Annotated in this window: 25 protein-coding genes; 10 read left to right on the top strand and 15 right to left on the bottom strand. The window is 69.1% G+C overall.

Translation table 11 applies throughout. The annotated features are described in order from the left end of the window. Positions 1-189 precede the first annotated feature (189 nt). Together AB0P29_RS15900 and AB0P29_RS15895 are read left to right on the top strand one after the other, a co-directional pair. Positions 190-327 (top strand): hypothetical protein, encoded by a 138-nt coding sequence (locus tag AB0P29_RS15900; RefSeq protein WP_363381146.1) that lies wholly within the window; start codon positions 190-192, stop codon positions 325-327. Between the two features lie 4 nt (positions 328-331). Next, entirely contained in the window at positions 332-1039 is a 708-nt protein-coding gene (locus tag AB0P29_RS15895) for an NAD(P)-binding domain-containing protein (RefSeq protein WP_005052154.1), read from the top strand. Positions 1040-1089: 50 nt separating this feature from the next. On the opposite strand, the gene AB0P29_RS15890 is transcribed toward AB0P29_RS15895, so the two are convergent. From AB0P29_RS15890 to AB0P29_RS15860, 7 genes are read right to left on the bottom strand one after another with little or no spacing between them, the layout of a single operon-like run. Next, positions 1090-1800 carry a substrate-binding domain-containing protein gene (locus AB0P29_RS15890; protein ID WP_005052156.1) on the bottom strand — a complete coding sequence of 237 codons (711 nt, stop codon included), beginning with the start codon at positions 1798-1800 and terminating at the stop codon, positions 1090-1092. Then, positions 1797-2756: an aldo/keto reductase gene (locus AB0P29_RS15885; RefSeq protein ID WP_052323122.1), complete on the bottom strand. Its 960-nt coding sequence runs from the start codon at positions 2754-2756 to the stop codon at positions 1797-1799. Before AB0P29_RS15885 ends, AB0P29_RS15890 begins: the two co-directional genes overlap by 4 nt. A gap of 11 nt (positions 2757-2767) precedes the next feature. Then, positions 2768-3721, bottom strand: a complete 954-nt coding sequence (locus AB0P29_RS15880; protein ID WP_005052163.1) for a Gfo/Idh/MocA family oxidoreductase — start codon at positions 3719-3721, stop codon at positions 2768-2770. Next, on the bottom strand, positions 3718-5070 hold the full coding sequence (locus AB0P29_RS15875) for a protocatechuate 4,5-dioxygenase subunit alpha/beta (protein WP_005052165.1): 1353 nt from the start codon (positions 5068-5070) through the stop codon (positions 3718-3720). The genes AB0P29_RS15880 and AB0P29_RS15875 overlap by 4 nt, the downstream gene beginning before the upstream one ends. A gap of 2 nt (positions 5071-5072) precedes the next feature. Then, positions 5073-6026: an amidohydrolase family protein gene (locus tag AB0P29_RS15870; protein WP_005052167.1), complete on the bottom strand. Its 954-nt coding sequence runs from the start codon at positions 6024-6026 to the stop codon at positions 5073-5075. A gap of 2 nt (positions 6027-6028) precedes the next feature. Further along, positions 6029-6727: a 4-carboxy-4-hydroxy-2-oxoadipate aldolase/oxaloacetate decarboxylase gene (ligK, locus tag AB0P29_RS15865; protein WP_005052171.1), complete on the bottom strand. Its 699-nt coding sequence runs from the start codon at positions 6725-6727 to the stop codon at positions 6029-6031. Positions 6728-6746: 19 nt separating this feature from the next. Beyond that, a complete protein-coding gene (locus tag AB0P29_RS15860) occupies positions 6747-7775 on the bottom strand; it encodes an amidohydrolase family protein (RefSeq protein WP_005052173.1) in 1029 nt (342 codons plus the stop codon). A 149-nt stretch (positions 7776-7924) separates the two neighbouring features. Here AB0P29_RS15860 and AB0P29_RS15855 point away from each other — a divergent pair, with 149 nt between their 5' ends. Continuing rightward, complete coding sequence (locus tag AB0P29_RS15855; RefSeq protein WP_005052175.1) at positions 7925-8833, top strand: LysR family transcriptional regulator; 909 nt, start codon at positions 7925-7927, stop codon at positions 8831-8833. On the opposite strand, the gene AB0P29_RS15850 is transcribed toward AB0P29_RS15855, so the two are convergent. Then, on the bottom strand, positions 8830-9480 hold the full coding sequence (locus tag AB0P29_RS15850) for a hypothetical protein (protein ID WP_005052177.1): 651 nt from the start codon (positions 9478-9480) through the stop codon (positions 8830-8832). The two genes, AB0P29_RS15855 and AB0P29_RS15850, sit on opposite strands and share 4 nt — an antisense overlap. A gap of 111 nt (positions 9481-9591) precedes the next feature. Here AB0P29_RS15850 and AB0P29_RS15845 point away from each other — a divergent pair, with 111 nt between their 5' ends. Then, complete coding sequence (locus AB0P29_RS15845) at positions 9592-10314, top strand: IclR family transcriptional regulator (RefSeq protein WP_251448508.1); 723 nt, start codon at positions 9592-9594, stop codon at positions 10312-10314. A 97-nt stretch (positions 10315-10411) separates the two neighbouring features. Then, positions 10412-11596 (top strand): 4-hydroxybenzoate 3-monooxygenase, encoded by a 1185-nt coding sequence (locus tag AB0P29_RS15840; RefSeq protein WP_005052183.1) that lies wholly within the window; start codon positions 10412-10414, stop codon positions 11594-11596. Positions 11597-11645: 49 nt separating this feature from the next. Here AB0P29_RS15840 and AB0P29_RS15835 read toward each other — a convergent pair whose 3' ends face one another. From AB0P29_RS15835 to AB0P29_RS15825, 3 genes are read right to left on the bottom strand one after another with little or no spacing between them, the layout of a single operon-like run. Further along, positions 11646-12158 (bottom strand): nuclear transport factor 2 family protein, encoded by a 513-nt coding sequence (locus AB0P29_RS15835; protein ID WP_005052185.1) that lies wholly within the window; start codon positions 12156-12158, stop codon positions 11646-11648. Positions 12159-12200: 42 nt separating this feature from the next. Beyond that, the gene (locus tag AB0P29_RS15830) at positions 12201-12500 is read right to left on the bottom strand and encodes a Dabb family protein (RefSeq protein ID WP_005052188.1); all 300 of its coding nucleotides are present in this window, start codon (positions 12498-12500) and stop codon (positions 12201-12203) included. After that, a complete protein-coding gene (locus AB0P29_RS15825) occupies positions 12497-13012 on the bottom strand; it encodes an FAD-binding protein (RefSeq protein ID WP_005052190.1) in 516 nt (171 codons plus the stop codon). The genes AB0P29_RS15830 and AB0P29_RS15825 overlap by 4 nt, the downstream gene beginning before the upstream one ends. A gap of 63 nt (positions 13013-13075) precedes the next feature. On the opposite strand from AB0P29_RS15825, the gene AB0P29_RS15820 reads away from it, so the two are divergent. The 5 genes from AB0P29_RS15820 to AB0P29_RS15800 all read left to right on the top strand — a co-directional run bounded on the left by AB0P29_RS15820 (position 13076) and on the right by AB0P29_RS15800 (position 16387). Next, positions 13076-14086, top strand: a complete 1011-nt coding sequence (locus tag AB0P29_RS15820) for a DUF4192 family protein (protein ID WP_062637444.1) — start codon at positions 13076-13078, stop codon at positions 14084-14086. Positions 14087-14220: 134 nt separating this feature from the next. Then, on the top strand, positions 14221-14799 hold the full coding sequence (locus AB0P29_RS15815) for a hypothetical protein (RefSeq protein ID WP_005052196.1): 579 nt from the start codon (positions 14221-14223) through the stop codon (positions 14797-14799). Between the two features lie 109 nt (positions 14800-14908). Next, positions 14909-15292, top strand: coding sequence for a hypothetical protein (locus AB0P29_RS15810; protein ID WP_005052841.1), 384 nt, complete (start codon positions 14909-14911; stop codon positions 15290-15292). Between the two features lie 158 nt (positions 15293-15450). Further along, positions 15451-15849 (top strand): hypothetical protein, encoded by a 399-nt coding sequence (locus AB0P29_RS15805; RefSeq protein ID WP_062637442.1) that lies wholly within the window; start codon positions 15451-15453, stop codon positions 15847-15849. A gap of 139 nt (positions 15850-15988) precedes the next feature. Next, positions 15989-16387, top strand: coding sequence for a hypothetical protein (locus tag AB0P29_RS15800; RefSeq protein ID WP_062637441.1), 399 nt, complete (start codon positions 15989-15991; stop codon positions 16385-16387). 133 nt (positions 16388-16520) lie between these two features. Here AB0P29_RS15800 and AB0P29_RS15795 read toward each other — a convergent pair whose 3' ends face one another. The 4 genes from AB0P29_RS15795 to AB0P29_RS15780 form a co-directional block, all read right to left on the bottom strand. Next, the gene (locus tag AB0P29_RS15795) at positions 16521-16901 is read right to left on the bottom strand and encodes a VOC family protein (RefSeq protein ID WP_085603663.1); all 381 of its coding nucleotides are present in this window, start codon (positions 16899-16901) and stop codon (positions 16521-16523) included. 2 nt (positions 16902-16903) lie between these two features. After that, positions 16904-17308 (bottom strand): DUF1801 domain-containing protein, encoded by a 405-nt coding sequence (locus AB0P29_RS15790; RefSeq protein ID WP_062637438.1) that lies wholly within the window; start codon positions 17306-17308, stop codon positions 16904-16906. Continuing rightward, a complete protein-coding gene (locus AB0P29_RS15785) occupies positions 17308-17763 on the bottom strand; it encodes an SRPBCC family protein (RefSeq protein ID WP_054687628.1) in 456 nt (151 codons plus the stop codon). Before AB0P29_RS15785 ends, AB0P29_RS15790 begins: the two co-directional genes overlap by 1 nt. Next, positions 17760-18556 (bottom strand): GyrI-like domain-containing protein (locus AB0P29_RS15780; RefSeq protein ID WP_363381135.1); only part of this gene is annotated, 797 nt, incomplete at its 5' end. The genes AB0P29_RS15780 and AB0P29_RS15785, both read right to left, overlap by 4 nt.

Genomic DNA, 18556 nt, shown 5'->3' with positions numbered 1-18556 from the left:
GAGATCTACACGATCTCTATGCCCCTCTTTCCCTCACGACGCTCTTCCGATTTCCCGAGTGCCCCGCTCGCTGCGCTCGCAGGGACGGGCGCCCGGCAGGCCGGGCGCTGCGCGCGGGGTCGGGCCGCTGCGCGGCCCTCCGGTTGGGTGCGGTGTGCGTGCCTCTGGCTGGCGGTCTCGGGGTGGCTGGTGTCGGTACGTATGCCGGTCACGAGTCTCCCGCTCAGCGAGATCGTCGAGATCCATCGGATCCTCGACACGCACCACGCCGTCGGCAAGACCGTCGTGGACCTCTCCGACAACCCGCACCTGCCCCAGGAGGCGTGACCAGATGTCCACGACGCAGACGCCGACGCTGACGCTGATCGGCCCCGGTCGGCACGGCACAGCGATCGCAGGCCTGTTCGCCTCCCACGGCGTGAACATCAGCCTGTTCCACTACAAGCCGGCGAAGGCTGAGGCCGCCGCCCGGCGACTCCGACCGATCGCGCGGAATGCCCGCATCGACATAGCGACATCCCTGGAGGAAGCCGCCCAGGCATCCCCGTTCCTTGCCCTCACCACCCTCTGGGGCGCCCCGCAGCAGGCGGTGGTCTCTGCACTCGGGGACCTCCTGGACGGCAAGATCCTGATCGACGTCGCCAACCCGCTGGACGTCACGCCCACGGGCGTGCAGCTGCGGCGACCCGTGGAAGGGTCTGCGGGGCAGTACCTGGCGTCGCTCCTTCCGGCGAACGTGGGACACGTGAAGGCGTTCTCGAACCTCGCCACCGCCGCGGTCGCGAGCTCCGCGATCGCCGAGGCGAGCCCGAAGGCGGTCCTGCCGTACCTGGCCGACTCGGCGGAGACATCCGCGCAGGTCCGCCCGCTGCTGGCGCAGACCGGCTGGCAGCCCCGCTACGTCGGCACGCTCCGCAGCGCCCGCGACCTCGAGATCACCGGCACCTACAACCAGGTGTCCGGCCGGCTCGGACGCAACGTTCTCGACGTCGACGAGTTCACCGCCCGGTTCGGCCCCGAGCAGACGCCGGACGCCTGACGGCCGCGTGAGCCATCCGGCACACCGGGCGAAGCGGCGCCGAATCCCGGTCAGTCCCGTCGTGCAGGCGGGCTGAAGGCGTGCTCTGTCTTGATGGATGCCGTCGAATCGGACGCGAAGAACGCCAGGACGTCGCGGGCTCGTCGCGGGTCGGATGAGGTGGTCGCGACGGCGCCCGAGAACACGGTCTCGATGGCGCAGTCCGAAGGCAGGACACCGAGGATGCGCACCCCGGGTTGACCGACGAGCTCGCTGAGCTGCTGGAAGCCGAGGTCGACCTGGCCGTCGGCGAGCAGCCGGGCGACCGGGATGCCGGGTCGCGCCTGCACGAGACGATCGCCCACCTGGCCGGTGAGGCCCCAGTCGTCGATCGTGCGGACGAGCGCCGTGCCGCTCGGGCCGGTGGAGTAGCCGATGCGAGCGGCGGCGCGCAGGGCCTCGCGGACCCCGCGGGCGTCCGCGAACGCCGCCGTGTCGGGGCGGGCGGCGGGCGAGGGCGTGCCCGAGGGAACCGCGACCGCGACGCGCGAGAGCATGAGCGGTGTGACCGTCGCCGCGTCCACGTGGCCGTCTCCGGAGAGCCGGTCCAGAGCGTCGGCGGCGAGGAACACCAGATCGAGCTGCTCACCCCCGGCCACGCGCTGGGCGGCGTCCACTCCGCCGACGGACTCGATCTCGACGAGGGGCAACCCCCTGTCCGCTGCCGCCGTGGCCAGGTCGGCGAGGACCTGACGCGTCGCCATGGAGGAGATGGCTCTCACACGGCCGCCTCGAACGACTCGGCGTCGACCTCGCTCGTCCCGGTGGCGTTGTAGCGCGGCCCCGACACCGTGGCGGTGTCGATCAGCTCGCCCGCGCGCACGAGCACCGCGGGATCGACGACCGTGCCGAGAGAGCGCTGGTTCTCGCGCACGTGGTGCGCATCCGTGCTCCCGGGGATCGGCACGACGTGATCGCCGCGGGAGAGCAGCCACGCCAAGGCCAGCTGTGCCGGCGTGCGGCCGGCCTCGGCGGCGAGGGCTCGCCACGCGGGCAGCAACGCGGCGTTGGCGGCCCAGTGCTCCGGCTGGAAGCGCGGCATCGCGCGGCGGATGTCCTTCGGCGGCAACTGCTCCGGGTCGGTGATGGAGTCGGCGAGGTACCCGCGTCCGACCGGTGAGAACGCGACCAGCGCCACCCCGGCGTCACGGGTGGCGTCGAGGATGCCGAGCTCGGGATTGCGACTCCAGAGCGAGTACTCGTTCTGCACCGCGGCGATGGGCGCCGCCGCGAGCGCCTCCCGGAGACGGTCCACCGACACCTCCGACAGCCCGATGGCGCCGATCTTTCCCGCCGCCACCATCTCGGCCAGCGCCCCGACGCTCTCGGCGATCGGCACCTTCTTGTCCCACCGGTGCAGGTAGTAGAGATCGATGTGTTCGACGCCGAGCCGCCGCAGCGAGGCGTCGACCTGTGCGCGCAGCGTCTCGGGGCGCCCGTCGATGACCTTCACGCCGTCGACGAGCGCCATGCCGCCCTTGCTGGCCAGCACGACCTCGTCCCGACGCCCCGCGATCGCGCGCCCGACGAGCTCCTCGTTGCGGCCGCCGCCGTACAGCGTGGCGGTGTCGAGCAGCTGGACGCCGTCGTCGAGCGCGGAACGCACGAGCGCCACTCCGTCCTCGAGAGACGGAGGGGTGCCGTAGGCATGGCTGAGGGACATGCACCCGAGCCCCATGCGGGGAAGCCTCACGCGAGCTGCTCCTCGAGCGCGCCGAGCACGCGGTAGCAGTCGATGACCTGGCGGATCGACGAGTTCGGCTCGCGGCCCTCGCGGATCGCGCCGACGAACTCCCGGTCCTGCAGCTCGATGCCGTTGAGGCTGACGGCGACCTGCGAGACGTCGATCTGCTCGTCACGACCGTTGTAGAGGTCGTCGTAGCGCGCGATGTAGGTCTCGGTGTCGCCGATGTAGCGGAAGAACGTGCCGAACGGTCCGTTGTTGTTGAACGACAGCGACAGCGTGCAGATCGCGCCGGTCTCGCTCTTGAGCTGGATCGACATGTCCATCGCGATGCCGAGGTCGGGGTGGATCGGGCCCTGGATGGCGTTGGCCTGCACGATCCGACCCGCCTGGTAGGCGAACAGGTCGACCGTGTGTGCCGCATGGTGCCACAGCAGATGGTCGGTCCACGACCGCGCCTCGCCTTTCGCGTTCGTGTTCGTGCGGCGGAAGAAGTACGTCTGCACGTCCATCTGCTGCACCGCGAACTCGCCGGCCGCGATCCGGTTGTGCACCAGCTGATGCGACGGGTTGAACCGCCGCGTGTGCCCGACCATGGCGACCCGGTCGGAGGCGGATGCCGCGGCCAGGGTGGCCTCGGCATCCGCCAGCGAATCGGCGAGCGGGATCTCGACCTGCACGTGCTTGCCCGCGGCGAGCACCGCCTGCGTCTGATCCGCGTGCTGCTGCGTCGGCGTCGCGAGGATCACCGCGTCGACGTCGTCTCGCTCGAGCACGGCGTCGAGACCGAGCACGGCATTCGGCACGCCGTACTTCTCGGCCACCGACTCCGTGGGCTCGGGCCTGGTGCCGCTGACGACGGTCACCTCGGCGTCGGGGATGTTCGCGAGGCCGTCGAGGTGCTTCATGCCGAAGGCGCCGGCGGCGCCGACGACGGCGACGCGAACCTTGTCACTCATGCGTGGACTTCCTCCAGGGGGAGGCTCACACTCTCGGACTCGACGGGCCGCGGCGCGACGGGGTTGGTGACGACCAGGTGGCCGACGGCGGTGTTGGACGCCGGGACGTGGTAGAACCGGTGGTTCACCTCGGGCGCCCCGCCGCCGAACTGGTCGTCCATCGCCCCACGGGCGATGAGCCAGTCCACCAGCTCGATGCCCTCGGATCCGGCCTCGTCGACGTACTCCATGTGCGACCATTCGGTGAGGCCCAGCGGGTCGGCGATCAGGTGGTCGAGGAACGCGTTGTCCCACTCCTCGTTGATCAGTCCCGCGCGCGGGCCCTGCAGCTGGTGGCTCATCCCCCCGGTGCCCCAGATCTGCACGTTGAGCTCGGGACCGTCCCACTTGTCCAGCGCGCGACGGATCGCCTTGCCCAACTCGTAGCACCGACGCCCGGACGGAACCGGGTACTGCACGACGTTCACCGGAAGCGGGATGACCCGGCACGGCCACTCCTCGACGTCGCCGAACACCAGCGACAGCGGCACGGTCAGGCCGTGGTCGACGACCATCTCGTTGACGAGGGTGAGGTCGAAATCGTCCTGGATGACCGACTGGGCGATGTGCGCGGCGAGCTCGGGATACCCCTTCACGTCGGGCACCGGGCGCGGGCCGTAACCCTCGTCGGCGACGGGATAGTGCGCGCCCGTGCCCAGGACGAAGGTCGGGATGATGTTCGAGTCGAACGCCGTGGCGTGGTCGTTGTACACCAGGATGATGACGTCGGGCGTGTTCTCCTTGGCCCACTTCCGGGTCCACTGGTACCCGTCGAAGACCTTCTTCCAGTACGGCTCCTCGGTCTTGCCCAGGTCCATCGCGGCGCCGATCGCCGGCACGTGCGACGTGAACAGCGCCGACGTGAACTTCGCGGGGGCGTCCGGGCGCATCACCTCGGACTTCTCGTTCGAGGGCGGGGTCCACCCGTCGAGATCCTTCAGGCGCACGCCCTCGGGACGTCGGCCACCTCCGACCATCATGTCGCGGTACGCCGCCTCCGACATCCCGGTCATCGAGCCGGCCATCTGCTGGAAGCTCAGACCGTGCGTGGCGCCGATCTTGCTCAGGAAGTAGATGTTGCCGCCCTCGGCGATGCAGGTGTTCAGGTCGAGATCGAGCACCGCCTGACGCTGCACCGGGGTGAGGGGCCATTCGTCGAGGTACGCCTCGCGGTCGGCGAGGTAGCGCTCGCGGTTCTCGGGCTTCATGAGAGACATCGAGAACTGGTTGAGGTGGTAGCCCTTGCGGGCCTGCTCGGCATCGAAGATGGTCGTGCCGGGGATGTCCTTGTACGGCTTGTCGAGTGCCATGGTCATTCTCCTTCGGGCCAGTACAGCCGCGACGGGTTGTCGACGAGCAGCCTCTGCTGCAGTTCGGGGGTCGTCGCGATCTGTGGGATGTAGTCGACCAGCAGCCCGTCGTCAGGCATGTGGTCCTTGAGGTTGGGGTGGGGCCAGTCGGTGCCCCACAGCACGCGATCGGGGAACTCCTCGACCACGCGACGGGCGAACGGCACGACATCCGTATAGGCGTGCTGCTCGCCATTCAGCGCGCGCGGACCGGTGGCGCTGAGCCGCTCGGGGCACGACACCTTCGTCCACACGTTGGGGTTCTCGCGCATGAAGCGCAGGAACAGCTCGAACTCCGGACCCTCCGGGTCCTTCGTCACATCCGGACGCCCCATGTGGTCGACCACGACGTCCGTCGGGATCGCCGAGAAGAAGTCGTAGAGGTCGGGAAGGTCCTCGGCCTCGAAGTAGATGACGACATGCCACCCGAGGGGGGCGATCTTCTCCACGATCGCGTCGAGCGAGTCGGTCGGCACCCGGTCGACGAGGCGTTTGACGAAGTTGAACCGCACGCCGCGCACACCGGCCTCGTGCAGCTCGGCGAGCTCCTCGTCGGTCACGTCGCGACGAACCGTCGCGACCCCGCGGGCACGCCCCTTGCTGCGGCGCAGCGCGTCGACGAGCGCCCGGTTGTCGGCGCCGTGGCAGGTCGCCTGCACGATGACGTTCCGGTCGAAGCCGAGCTGGTCGCGCAGCGCGAACAGCTGCGCGGCCGACGCGTCGCACGGCGTGTACTTGCGCTCGGGGGCGTAGGGGAACTCCGCGCCGGGGCCGAACACGTGGCAGTGCGCGTCGACAGCGCCGGCGGGGAGCCGGAACGTCGGGGTCGTCGGGCCGTCGTACCAGTCCAGCCAACCGGGCGTCTTCTCGAAGCCGCCGCTGGTGTCGCCGTGCGCGATCGCCTGTGCGTGAGCCATCGTCAATCCTCCACGTACTCGAGGCCCGCGGCCGCCAGCGGCTCCCGCATGCCGTAGATGTCGAGACCGAGCACGCCCTCGCGGAACTTCTGGCGCTTGGCCTCCTCGTTGTCCTCGCGCTTCTGCGAGGCGTCGGCGACGGCGCCGACGAGCTCGCGGGGGACGACCACGACGCCGTCGACATCCGCGACCACCACGTCGCCGGGGTTCACCACGGCGTTCGCCACGACCACGGGGATGTTGACCGAGCCCAGCGTCGCCTTGACGGTGCCCTTCGCGCTGATGGCGCGGGAGAAGACCGGGAAGCCCATCTTCTCGAGGTCGGCGACGTCGCGGACGCCCCCGTCGATGACCAGGCCCTTGCAGCCCCGGGCGGTGAGGGAGGTGGCGAGCAGCTCGCCGAAGAAGCCGTCCTCGCTCTCCGTGGTGCAGCCGGCGACGATGACGTCGCCCTCCTGCACCTGCTCGGCGGCGACGTGGAACATCCAGTTGTCGCCGGGCTGCAGGAGCACCGTGACGGCCGGGCCGCACAGCGTCGCCCCGCTGTACGCCGGGCGGATGTACGGCCGCAGCAGGCCGACCCGGCCCATCGCCTCGTGGATCGTGGCGACCCCGAACCGCGAGAGCCGCGCGACGTCGGCGGAGTCGGGCCGCTCGATGCGCGTGCGGACGATGCCGAGGTCGTTCAGTCGCTGAGTCATCGGGTTCTCCAGGGTGAGGTCACAGGCCGCGGGCTCGCAGGGCGCGGTCCAGGCGCGGGTACACGCGGCGGGCGTTGCCTTCGAAGACCTGTCCGCGTCGTTCGTCGGTGAGGTTCCCGGTCGCATCCACGTATCGCTTCGTGTCGTCGAAGTAGTGGCCCGTGCGCGGGTCGACGTCGCGGACGGCGCCGATCATCTCGCTCGCGAAGAGGATGTTCTCGGTCGGGATGACCCCGGTGAGCAGGTCGATGCCCGGCTGGTGGTACACGCACGTGTCGAAGTACACGTTGCCCAGGAGGTGCTCCTCCAGCTCGGGCTTGCCGAGCGCCATCGCCAGGCCGCGGAAGCGTCCCCAGTGATAGGGCACCGCGCCGCCGCCGTGCGGGATGACGAGCTTCAGGTCGGGGAAGTCGCGGAACAGGTCGCCCTTGAGCAGCTGCATGAATGCCGTCGTGTCGGCACCCAGGTAGTGGTCGCCGGTGGTGTGGAACTGCGGCTTGCACGAGGTGCTCACGTGGATCATCGCGGGCAGCTCGTACTCGACGAGCTTCTCGTAGAGCGGATACCAGCTCTTGTCCGTCAGCAGCGGGGCGGTCCACAGTCCGCCGGACGGGTCGGGGTTGATGTTGACGGTCACGACGCCCAGATCGTTCACCGCCCGGTCGAGTTCGGCGAGGGTCGTCTTCGGGTCGACGCCCGGCGACTGCGGGAGCATCGCGCCCGGGAGGAAACGGTCGGGGAACAGCTGCGACACCCGCGCGACGAGGTCGTTGCAGATGCGCGCCCAGGTCTCGCTGACGGCGAGGTCGCCGAGGTGGTGGGCCATGAACGATGCACGGGGACTGAACACCGTGACATCGCTGCCGCGGTCGTCCATCAGCCGCAACTGGTTCGCCTCGATGGTCTCGCGGATGTCGTCATCGCTGATCCGCAGCGCGGCCGGGTCGGGCGCCTCGCCCGCGCCTTCCGCATACGCGATCTGCAGATCGCGCCACGCTCCCAGCTGCGCGGGGGCCGTGGTGTAGTGGCCATGGATGTCGATGATCAACGTGCGTCCTCGTCACTGTGATCGGGTCGGTGCCGGGTGGTGCGTGCCACGTCGGCAGCGGTGCCGGTGCTGTCACCCTGACTCTAGTTCGCTCTATGGGTATGGTCCAATAGATGTAGGAGCCGAACCGTATAGATGGGATCAATGCGATGTCGCTCACCGATCTCAACCAGTTGCGCACTTTCGTCGTGCTGTACGAGCTGCGCAGTCTGACCGCCGCCGCCGAGCGATTGCACGTCACGCAGCCGACGGTCAGCTACACGCTGAGGAGGTTGCGGCAGCGGTTCGGCGACGACCTGTTCCGCCGCCAGGGGAACGAGATGGTGCCGACCCCGCGTGCCCGGCAGCTGTTCGGACCGCTGCACGAGGCACTGTCGCGCATCGATGCCGTGGTGAGCGCGCCCGACGCCTTCGATCCCGCGAGCTTCGGCGGGGAGCTCTCGCTCGCGCTGACCTCGATCGGCGAGCAGACCTTCCTGCCGCCGATCATGCCGGTGCTCGCGAAGGAGGCGCCGGACCTTCACCTGCAGGTGCGGCGGCTGGACGCGGATCAGGTGGAAGACGGGCTCGTCCGGGGCACCATCGACCTGGCGATCACGGTGTCGTTGCTGGACTCGCCGCGGCTGTGGCGCACACCGGTGCGCGACGTGGAGTACGTGGCGCTGTCCTCGCGTGCCCATCCGCTGCCTCCGACCGCCGCGGACATGTTCGTCGGGCGCCGCTTCGTGCGGGTGTCCTCCCGCGGCGGCCACGTGTACCCGCTCCAGGCGATGATCGAACAGGGACTCATGCCGCAGGTGACGCTGACGGTCGAGGAGTACGCCACCGTGCCCGCGGTGCTCGAGGCGACCGATCTCGTCGTGCTGCTGCCGCGACACGTGGCCGAGGTGTTCTGCGGATGGTTCCCCGGTCTGCGCATCGCCGAGCTGCCGTGGCCGGGCCAGAGCACCCCGGTCGCGCTCTACACGCGACGCGAACTGAGCATGTCTCCCGCGCAGACGTGGTTCCGATCGGTGGTGCTGGATGCGGTGGCCGCCGACGACCACCGGCCGACCTAGCCGTTCTTGCGGTTCCAGCTTGCCTTCGCGGGCGCGAAAGGGCTGCGCACGTGGATCGACCAGTTCGAGTGCGGGTGGACGGAGAGGATCGCCCGTTCGAACCACGACCGGGCCTCGTCCGAGAGCTGCGGCAGCACCACGTCCTTGTCGAGGTCATCCTCCGGCCGCGGCCGCAACGCCTTCCAGACCAGCTGCACCTCGGGCGCACCGGTCGGAATGCCGTCGACCTCGAGCACGGCGCGATCCCACGGCAACTGCAGCCGCGGGTCTCGCCGGTACAGCCAGGCATGTTCCGTCCCATCCTCGACGTTCACCTGAAGCACCCAGGCGCCGGAGCGCTCGTCCTGAATCCGCACCGGCTGCACATCGGCATCGTCGGGCGCGTCGGCCCAGGGGATGACGGCGTCCTCCCCCGCAGGCGCCCAGGCGGTGAAACCGGCAGGCAACGCCCGGACCAGCTGCGGCAGCCCGCCTTGGGTGGTGCTCACGTCCGTGTTCGGCCGTTCGCGGATCGTCCGGCCCAGCCAGTGCTCCAGGGCCACCCCGCCCGACAGCCACCAGCGGGCGCTACCGACCCGAAGGAGCTCAGCGACAGCATGAGGCGTGAGGGGCTCCCAAGCCGTTGCAGCATCCGGAACAGAAACCATGAGCCGAGGCTACCGCCGTCGCGTCAGGCAGGGGACCAACCATCGCCGCAACACCGTCGACGCGAGCCGTGTCATCCTGAGCGCATGGCGAACTCGCCCTCCAGCGACTCGATGATCGACCGCATCGTGCGCGTCCTCGAGACGTTCACAGCTGATCGTTCGGTGCAGTCGGCCAGTCAGATCGGGCGCCGAGCGGCGCTGCCGTCGTCCACCGCGCACCGGATCGTGGACGAGCTGGTCGACGCCGGACTGCTCGGACGCGACGAGGACCGCCGCGTCCACCTGGGAATGCGCTTGTGGGAACTGGCCCTCCGCGGGTCGACCGCGCTACGTCTGCGCCAGGCGGCGCTCCCCTATATGGAGCGCGTGCAGACGCACATCCGCCAGCACACCCAACTCGCCGTTCTCGAACAGGACGAAGCACTGTTCCTCGAACGCCTTTCGCACCCCGACGCCGGTGCGAACATCACACGGATCGCTGGGCGGCTACCGCTGCACGCCTCCTCGTCGGGCCTCGTCCTGCTCGCGCACGCTCCCGCCGATCTCCGCGAACGCGTGCTCGCCCAGCCGTTGCGCGCTCTCGCACCCGAGACGGTGACCGATCCCGGACGTCTACGCCGTCTCCTCGCTGGCGTGCGTCGCGATGGCGTGGCGATCGCGCAAGGTTCGATCGAATCCGTCTCGACCGGCGTGGCCGTGCCGATCCGCGACGCAGGTGAAGTCGTCGCCGCGCTTTCCGTGGTGCTACCACGACAAGCGCCGCACACGGCGGCGATCATCGCTCTGCGAGAAGCCGTGACCGGCATCGAGGCCACGCTGCGGTCCCCCCGATAGTCGGCGTCTCCCGTTCAACGGGAATGCGGCGTTCGACCGTCTGAACCGGGTTCACACTGAGCGAGGCATCCGTTGTCACGTCGAAGGAGACGCCCCAATGTCCACCATCCGCACCCGCGTCGCCATCGTCGGCGCTGGACCCGCCGGACTGCTGCTGTCGCATCTGCTCGCGGCGTCCGGCCTCGAGTCAGTCGTCATCGATCAGCGTTCCCGTGAAGAGATCGAGACCACGATCCGGGCAGGCATCCTCGAACAGGGCACCGTCGAGGTGCTCGACACGCTCGGCGCGTTCAGCCGCGCCCGCACCCTGGGAGACCGCCACGACGGCATCGAGCTCCGCTTCGCCGGCAGCGGACACCGCATCGACTTCGCCGACCTCGTCGGCCGCGGTGTGTGGCTGTACCCGCAGCACGAAGTCCTGAAGGATCTCATCGCCGCGCGGCTCTCCAGTGGCCAAGACCTGCGCTTCGGCGTGACGGCGCATCGTATCGAGGACCCCGCGTCCGACCGCCCACGCGTCATCGCCACCGGCGCAGACGGATCGCCTCTCGAGATCGAGGCCGAGTTCGTCGTCGGCGCCGACGGGTCACGCAGTGTCGTGCGGGAGGCCGTAACCGGTTCCCACACAGGCGGGCACTTCCGCGAGTACCCGTTCGCCTGGTTCGGCATCCTCTGCGAGGCGCCGCCCAGCGCCGACGAGCTCATCTACAGCAACTCCCCCGATGGCTTCGCGCTCATCAGCCAGCGAAGCACCACCGTGCAGCGCATGTACTTCCAATGCGATCCCCGCACCGACCCCAGCACCCTCACCGAGGAGCAACTGTGGGAAGAACTGCAGAAGCGGGTGCCGGGGACGACGCTCAAGGAAGGCCCCGTCTTCCAACGCGACGTGCTGCGATTCCGGAGCTTCGTCGCCCTCGAACTGCTTCGCGGCCGCCTCGCACTCATCGGCGACGCCGCCCATACCGTGCCGCCCACCGGCGCGAAAGGCATGAACCTTGCCGTAGCCGACGTCCTCGTTCTCGAGCGCGCGCTGCGCGCGCTTCTGCTCGAGAGGGACAGCCGCCTCGTCGAGGCCTTCCCCGAGACGGCGCTGCACCGCATCTGGAAGGCCCAGCACTTCTCCTGGTGGATGACCAGCATGCTTCACGTCGCCCCCGATGCAAGGGACTTCGACCGCCTCCGCCAGCTCGGAGAGCTCCAATCCGTCGTCGAGTCCGAAGCCGGCCGCCGCTTCCTCGCCGAGGCATACACCGGCTGGCCCCTCCACACCCTCACCTGAGCCGGCGCTCACGGTTCGGACCAGAGGGTGCGGCACCCGCGGGTCGGCGTCAGTCCAGCCAGCCGGGGACCGCGGGAACCACCGGGTAGTCGATCGCAGGCGCGTCGCCAACGATGGGATCCATGCGGATCCGGCTCAGTCGCATGAAGGCGATGCGCCAGCCGGACTCGGTGAGTCGGTAGAGCTCCTCGTAGTAGCCATATCCCCGCATCCCCCTCTGTTCCGGCACGGTGATCCCCATATACCCTCGTGACCCGCGTGGCCACGTCAGATAGTCGGTCATGGCCCAGCGCCCGCGAGCCGAGAAGTCATCGATCCGCCGAAACTGCGGCATGAACCCGTGATGGACGCTGACGACCTCTTCGGTCATGTTGCGCATCAGGTTCTCCACGAACGTGTCGGGGTCGGGCGCGGCGGCCCACAGTCCTTCGAAGACGCAGTCGTCCACGAAGAGTCCGCGCAGTTCGTCCCACTGCTTCAGGTCGACGTAGTGAAAATAGCGTGCCTTCAGGTCGCGGAGCTCCTCTGCCACGGTGGGGGTGACCGCACGTACTCGGGGCATCGAGAAACCATCCTCGCTCTTCACGGCGCCTGGGTACTTCCTCTACTGCTCGTCGATCTCGAAGTCGACCGAGGCGATCTGCTCCGAGATCGCTCCGGAGAGAGGGAAGAGCGGCAGATGCGCGGGGTGCGTCGCGTAGGCACGGACATCGTCGAGGGTGCGGAAGTCGGCGACGAGTGCATAGTCCCATGCGCGTTCGCTGCGCATCACGTCGGGGCCGTGTGACAGTCGGACCAGGCCGGGAATCTTTCCGAGCAGACCATCGAGCAGGTCGCGCCACTCCTCGAGCACGGCAGGATCATGGTTCGCTGCGAACGAGAAGAACACGACGTGACGGATCATCGTGCCCCGGCTCCGTCGGCAAGGCTCAGGTCGCCGATCGACGCGCCGCTGGCGGTACGCCCGAGAAGGTAGGCCATGGTCATGATCGGACCGAGCGTGGCGCCGGCGCCGGGGTAGCCGGCGGCGAAGGCGTTCTCGGAGGCGTTGCCGACCGCAAACAGGCCGCGTATGGCATCGCCGTCTGCGTCGAGGACCCTTCCGAGGCCGTCGGTGGCGATCCCTCCGCTGGTGCCGAAGCAGCCGTTCACCACGGCGAGAGCGTAGTAGGGGCCTTGCTCGAGCGGTGCGAGGCTGGGATTGGGATACGGGTTCTGTTCGTCTCCCCAGTAGCGGTCGTACGCGCTCGCACCGCGGTGGAAGTCCGGATCCTCCCCACGGGCGGCGTGCTCGTTGAATCGCGCGACCGTCTCGGCCAGCGCCTGGGCGGGAACGTCGATCTTCCCGGCGAGCTCTCCGAGGGTTGCTCCTTCGACGAGCCAGTCGGGAGTCGGCTCCTGGCGTGCATCGACCAATGTCGGAGGCCTCCCGTAGCCTGTAAATGTCACATTCACTAGCCAACGTTCCGGGAGGACACCATGGCCACCACACCGACCACCATCAAGGCGGGCACCCCGCGCGACTTCCTCGGCCTCGTGCCCGCGCTGCTCGGCTTCACCCCGCAGGACTCGCTCGTGCTCGTGCCCTTCGAGGCGTCGCGCACGATCGGGGCGATGCGACTCGACCTCGACGCGGATGCCGCGACGCTCGCGCACACCGGCCTCGGGCTGGTCTGCCGAGTGCCGCGCGTGACCGGGGTAGCCGCCGTGATCTACGCCGCCGAGGACGCCGACAGCACCCGCGATCTCGGCCAGCAGATCGCCGATGTCGCCGACCGGCAGGGACTGCACCTGGTGGACGTGCTCTACGTCGCCAGCGACGGCTACGGCAGCCACCTGACCGGCGAGGCACCGCGCCCCGTCGCCGAGATCGCGACCCCGGACGCGCTGCGCGAGAAGGTCGCAGCATCCCAGACCGCCGGGGCGAGCATCCCCGACGCCGACCCGGCGCGTGCCGCCCGGATCGCGTTCGCGGCCGCGCGGATGGACGACGATGCCCTCGCGGACTTCGTCGCCGTCGCGGAGGACGCCCTGACCGGTGACCCCGCCGACCTCGACACCCGCCAGGCTGCGATCCTGCTCACCGGCATCGGCATCCCGCTGTGGCGTGACGTGGCCCTCATCCAGTGGGCCACCGACCGCGGCAACGGCACCCGTGCCCTGGCCGCGCAGATCGGCCACTCGATCATGGGCGCACCCGTCCCCGAGAGCATCGCCCGCACCCTCTACGGACAGGGCGACCGCCCCGACGCCGACCGGCTGACGGCGGGACTCGCGCTCGTGCGCCACCTTGCCGCCTACGCCGACGACCAGGAGCGCCCCAACCTGCTCGCCGCCGCCGCCTGGCTGTCCTGGGCGCTGGGCCGATCCACTCACGCCACCGTCTACACCGACCGCGCCCTCGCGATCGACCCCGACCACGGCATGAGCCAGATCGTCGCGACCCTCTGCTCGGCAGCCGTGCTCCCGGATTGGGCGTTCGCCCGCTGAGCGTCACCGAGTGCCCGCCGGTCACCCCGGCGGGCACTCGCCCGTGACGCACTCGCGATGTCCCCGCGCGATGTCGGAGGCCACCCGTAGCCTATGAATGTCACATTCACTAGCAATCGTTCCGGGAGGACTCCATGACCGAGACCATCAACAACGTCCACGACATCCGCGCAGCCGTCGAGCGCGCGATCCGCTTCCACGCTCCGCTGCGCGCCGAGTTCGACGAGGGATGGACGACCATCGAGCCGGACGAGCTGCGCCAGGCCTGGGACGACTACAGCCTCAGCGACCCGTTCACCCTCGACCCCGCAATGCCCGCCCTGCTCGCTCGCATCGACGCCGACCACCCGGACGACGACCCCCAGGTGTGGGTGCCCCTCGGCGGGCAGGGCGACCCCGACTATCTGGATGCCGTCGTGGTCACCGAGCGCACCGTCACCAAGTACACCGCGCGCGACGGCCAGATCGAGCAGCCCTACTCGCTCCCCGAGGGCGACCCCCACGGCCTCACGCAGAGCGGCTGGCGGGCCGCGGCGAGCGCAGCGCGCTACGCGATCATCGGCCTCAACGCCGACGCCAGCAACACCGAGTACCTGCGCGGGCAGATCGAGGCGTACCTGACCGCGTTCGGTCACTTCGAGCCGGGGCGCGATGCCGACGCCAAGCGCGAGCGGGTCACCGCCGAGATCACCGCGGCGATCGCCGCCCAGTGACCCACGCCGGGGCGGGCGCGCAGACCGCGCCGCCCGCCCCGCCCAATGTCGGAGGCCACCCGTAGCCTGTGAATGTCACATTCACCGTCGAGAGTCCAAGGAGGACGCCATGACCGACACCACCACCCTCATCACCCGCACCCCCGGCGACACGTTCCGCTTCCGCGGCACCGAGTACGTGCTGATCGACTTCGCCCGCACCAAGGCGAAGATCGCAGCCCTCACCGAACCCGGCAAGGTGTACACCCTCGCCCGCACCGCCACCGTCGAGCCGACCGGGCACAGCGACGACGCACTCGCCGCTGCCCTGCAAGCCACCGCGGCCGCGCTGCCGAGCCTGATCCCCGGAACCCGCGTGCGCATCGTCGCCAACCCGCGCACCACCCGTGACGGGCTGGCCGGAGTCGAGACACTCATCGTCCGCACCAACCCCAAGTCATACACGCTCGCCAACGGCTGGCGCGTCAGCCCTGGGCTGGTCGAAGCCGTCTGACCCCCTCGCCGCCGCCGGGTGCACACCTACCCCGGCGGCGGCGAGCACCACCCACCCGAGGGGAGCCGGCTACACGCCCCTCCCCTCGGCGGGAGCACCTCGAGTTCCATCCCCCGCCCGCGCTCGCCGCAGGCCTTCACCGTCCCCAGGAGGACACAATGACCACCACCGAACCCGCGGCCTCAGCCGCACCCCGCATCCCTGCCGACGACCTGATCGACCGGCTGTGGAGTCTCATGCACGACATCGAGGCAGCCGATTTCCCCGCGCTGCGCATCGTCGAGCTCGACGAGCCGACCGACTACGGCGAGCGCACCGTGCTGTGGTGCCCGCGCTGCGATCAGCACGTCAACGTCGAGGACGGCTACCTGCGCGCGATCGACATGGACGTGCGCTACAACAGCGTCGGCCAGATCAACACCATCGAGCGCACCGTGCCGCAGTACGAGGCAGACCCCGACCCCGGCGACGTGCTCGTGTACCTGCACCAGACCGACGCGCACGGCGAGCACGGCGTGCGTCTCCCCGAGGGCTGGGAAGGCGTCTGGAAGGCGTAGCCGCACCCCTGCGACATGAGCGCCCCGCGCCTCTGCCGGGGCGCTCACGCACGCCACGACCGACCCTCTGCTGCGATGTCCGACCCCACCCGTAGGCTGTGAACGTCACATTCACTAGCAAGCGATCCGGGAGGACGCCATGACCACCTACATCACCTTCGGCCCCGACCACGCCGACCTGCACCCGCACGTCGGTACGGGACTGAACCGCGGCTACGTCGCGATCAGCACCGGCGACCGCGGCCGCGACATCGCCGCGGCGTTCGCGATCCTCGGCGAGCAGTGGGCCTTCGACTACCAGGACGCAGCCGCGCTGGATGCCCGCTACCCGGACGGCGAGATCGCCCGCATCACCCTCATCGACGAGGCGGCGCAGAAGGAGATCGCCGGTCTGATCGAGGACACTTTCGCCGCGGCCGAGGGCGACAGCAACGACGCCGAGATCGAGGCGCTACAGGCCGCACGCGACCGCCTGGCCGCGCTGATCGACTACACCCCCGCCCACGAGCGGGACTGGACGCCGCTCGACGCGGCCTGATGTAGGAACCGCTCAGAGTTGTCCGCGGTGCCAGCCACAGAGCCGGGATCTCCCACCGAAGATGTCCACCGGAGTGCGGCCAGATTCTGTGCTGAGTTGTCCACGACGGCTGCGGCCAGCTTCGTCGAAGCCGTCAGTACTTGATTTCCGCTGGATCTCTGAACGCCACTAGACCTACGAGATTTCCTTCGGGGTCGCGAATGAATGCTTGCCATTCTTCTCGCCCTGCTGGTCCGAGCGCATCTCTGGTGTGAGTGAAGATCGGCCGCCCCGGGGATACGATTTCGACCTCGCCGGCTCGGTCGACGGCTAACTCCAGATCATCGACGCGGAGGTAGAGCAGCGCTGACGGTGCCGCGCTCTCGAGTAGCAAACGGACGCCGTCGAGATCGAAGAACACCAAACCGGGCGGATCGAATCGGGCCACAGGGGCGGAGCCGAGCAGTGCGGAATAGAAGGCTGTGGCGCGTTCCAGATCGACCACGCGCTGGGCTACTTGGACGAGAGACGCCATGCTCATTTGCCGTCGCCGTGCACGTCTCGAATGACGGCGAGGGAGCGATCGAGTAGTTCCCGCAGCGCATCTTGGTCCACCCCCGACAATCGGGGGAGGTAGAGGCACGCGCTACTGGTGCGGTGTGGACCGAGCCGCTCGAGCAGGTCGGGCCACCGCTCGGCAAACCCCTCGACCAGGTAAAGCGTGTGCTTGGACCCGGAAGCGAAGGCGATCTCAGGCGCGATACCCTCTCGCCCGCTGTCGTACGCGTAGCCGTATTGGCCGAACCCGACAATCCGTTCCGCCCACACCACCGGCGGGCGCTGTGCAACGTGCTCGAAGAGCTCGAGGAGTTCGGTTACCTCGCCGCGTCGTGGCCCGGTTGCCCGGTCCAGCGCCTCGTCGACGCTGGTGTCGGAAGGCATCACGAGGCGGTCTCCGTTGCTCGCTGCGATTCGATGTATGCCTTGAGTCGGGCCAGATGGTCGCCGTCCTCCTTCTTTGTGATCGCGGCCACCAGGGGCAGCATCATCCGCCGCAGTCCGCCGGCGGCGAGCTCGCACGTCCACTCGATCCGCGTGCCGGTGCCGGCCGGGTGCAGCCGGTAGACGTAGGTCGCGGTGATGCCCTCCGCCTCGCTGGCGACCGCAAAAGCGGTGGGCGGCTCGAGAGCCACGATCTGCAGCTGCCCCGTCGCCTCCTTGCTCTTCACTCGGCGCGTCTCCTCGATGACGGACCCCACAGCGAGCGGGCCATCCGTCACCTTCACGCTCTTCACGACACCGTCGACGTAGTCGACCGCCCTTGTGGGATCTGCCAGCACTGCGAACACTTCCTGTTGCGATCTGTCGATGTGCTCGGTGAACTCGAAAGCGATCATGGGCCTTCTCCTGGGTGATGGTCGGGGTGGTGATCAAGAGGCACATAGGCGTCTGTCCAGCTGACGCGAACGGCGTCGTTCGCGCGCTGGTCGACGTGATGGATCTCGAAGGGCGGTGCGCAGCGCAACCGCCACCCTTCTGAGGGCATCCATTGCACCCCGATAGCCGCGAAGGTCTTCGCGATCTGCTCTGCACCGCCGGTGTGCCGATGCGCGACGCACACCTGCGCCGGCATCTGGCGGTAGGTGAAGGGGTGGGGTGGATCTATCGGTGCGGCAATGGGGATGCCAGCGTCGAAGCGGATCTGCTCGTTGTCCACCACGTAAGGGTCATCTGGGGTGATGCCCACGAGGAGGTCGGAGGAGTGGGCGATGCCGTGCTCTATCGCGAAGGCCCTCAGCTGCTGCCACGGCTCGACCGATGGGTGCCCGATGCCGAGGCCGTTGTACCCGCGATGACGGAGGACGAGCAGGTGCCGCTCGGGGGTGCTCTCAACCCGTACCGGGACGGCATCGAGGTCATAACGGAGTGTCAGCGGCGTCTCTTCTGCGAAGCCCGCAAACGTCGTGCTCTGCTGCGCCAGGTCCGCGTGCTCGCGGTACGCGCGCAGCATCCTCCGATACTCCGATGGACTGATCTCGAACCGCTGCACGAACGCGCGTGTGAAGGTCTCGGGCGTTGCGAACCCGGATTCCAACCTGGAGTCCCGCGGGGTGGTGGTCTTTCGGGCCCGCGGCGTCGTGACCGCGACGGGGTGAGCCATCGTGCGATGGTCAGTGAGAACGACCAAGA

It is taken from the genome of Microbacterium sp. NPDC080220 (assembly GCF_040686395.1).
Taxonomy (GTDB): domain Bacteria; phylum Actinomycetota; class Actinomycetes; order Actinomycetales; family Microbacteriaceae; genus Microbacterium; species Microbacterium gawkjiense.
The sequence above is the reverse complement of the archived record's forward strand: the minus strand, read 5'-3'. Positions and strand labels throughout refer to the sequence as shown.

Coding starts and splice junctions, on each gene's coding strand:
- AB0P29_RS15895 (WP_005052154.1), top strand. CDS start 332: ATGTCCACGACGCAGACGCCGACGCTGACGCTGATCGGCCCCGGTCGG.
- AB0P29_RS15835 (WP_005052185.1), bottom strand. CDS start 12,158: ATGCCCCGAGTACGTGCGGTCACCCCCACCGTGGCAGAGGAGCTCCGC.
- AB0P29_RS15785 (WP_054687628.1), bottom strand. CDS start 17,763: ATGATCGCTTTCGAGTTCACCGAGCACATCGACAGATCGCAACAGGAA.
- AB0P29_RS15795 (WP_085603663.1), bottom strand. CDS start 16,901: ATGGCGTCTCTCGTCCAAGTAGCCCAGCGCGTGGTCGATCTGGAACGC.
- AB0P29_RS15790 (WP_062637438.1), bottom strand. CDS start 17,308: ATGCCTTCCGACACCAGCGTCGACGAGGCGCTGGACCGGGCAACCGGG.
- AB0P29_RS15820 (WP_062637444.1), top strand. CDS start 13,076: ATGGCCACCACACCGACCACCATCAAGGCGGGCACCCCGCGCGACTTC.
- AB0P29_RS15855 (WP_005052175.1), top strand. CDS start 7,925: ATGTCGCTCACCGATCTCAACCAGTTGCGCACTTTCGTCGTGCTGTAC.
- AB0P29_RS15800 (WP_062637441.1), top strand. CDS start 15,989: ATGACCACCTACATCACCTTCGGCCCCGACCACGCCGACCTGCACCCG.
- AB0P29_RS15885 (WP_052323122.1), bottom strand. CDS start 2,756: ATGGGGCTCGGGTGCATGTCCCTCAGCCATGCCTACGGCACCCCTCCG.
- AB0P29_RS15805 (WP_062637442.1), top strand. CDS start 15,451: ATGACCACCACCGAACCCGCGGCCTCAGCCGCACCCCGCATCCCTGCC.
- AB0P29_RS15880 (WP_005052163.1), bottom strand. CDS start 3,721: ATGAGTGACAAGGTTCGCGTCGCCGTCGTCGGCGCCGCCGGCGCCTTC.
- ligK (WP_005052171.1), bottom strand. CDS start 6,727: ATGACTCAGCGACTGAACGACCTCGGCATCGTCCGCACGCGCATCGAG.
- AB0P29_RS15810 (WP_005052841.1), top strand. CDS start 14,909: ATGACCGACACCACCACCCTCATCACCCGCACCCCCGGCGACACGTTC.
- AB0P29_RS15815 (WP_005052196.1), top strand. CDS start 14,221: ATGACCGAGACCATCAACAACGTCCACGACATCCGCGCAGCCGTCGAG.
- AB0P29_RS15830 (WP_005052188.1), bottom strand. CDS start 12,500: ATGATCCGTCACGTCGTGTTCTTCTCGTTCGCAGCGAACCATGATCCT.
- AB0P29_RS15870 (WP_005052167.1), bottom strand. CDS start 6,026: ATGGCTCACGCACAGGCGATCGCGCACGGCGACACCAGCGGCGGCTTC.
- AB0P29_RS15875 (WP_005052165.1), bottom strand. CDS start 5,070: ATGGCACTCGACAAGCCGTACAAGGACATCCCCGGCACGACCATCTTC.
- AB0P29_RS15840 (WP_005052183.1), top strand. CDS start 10,412: ATGTCCACCATCCGCACCCGCGTCGCCATCGTCGGCGCTGGACCCGCC.
- AB0P29_RS15850 (WP_005052177.1), bottom strand. CDS start 9,480: ATGGTTTCTGTTCCGGATGCTGCAACGGCTTGGGAGCCCCTCACGCCT.
- AB0P29_RS15845 (WP_251448508.1), top strand. CDS start 9,592: ATGATCGACCGCATCGTGCGCGTCCTCGAGACGTTCACAGCTGATCGT.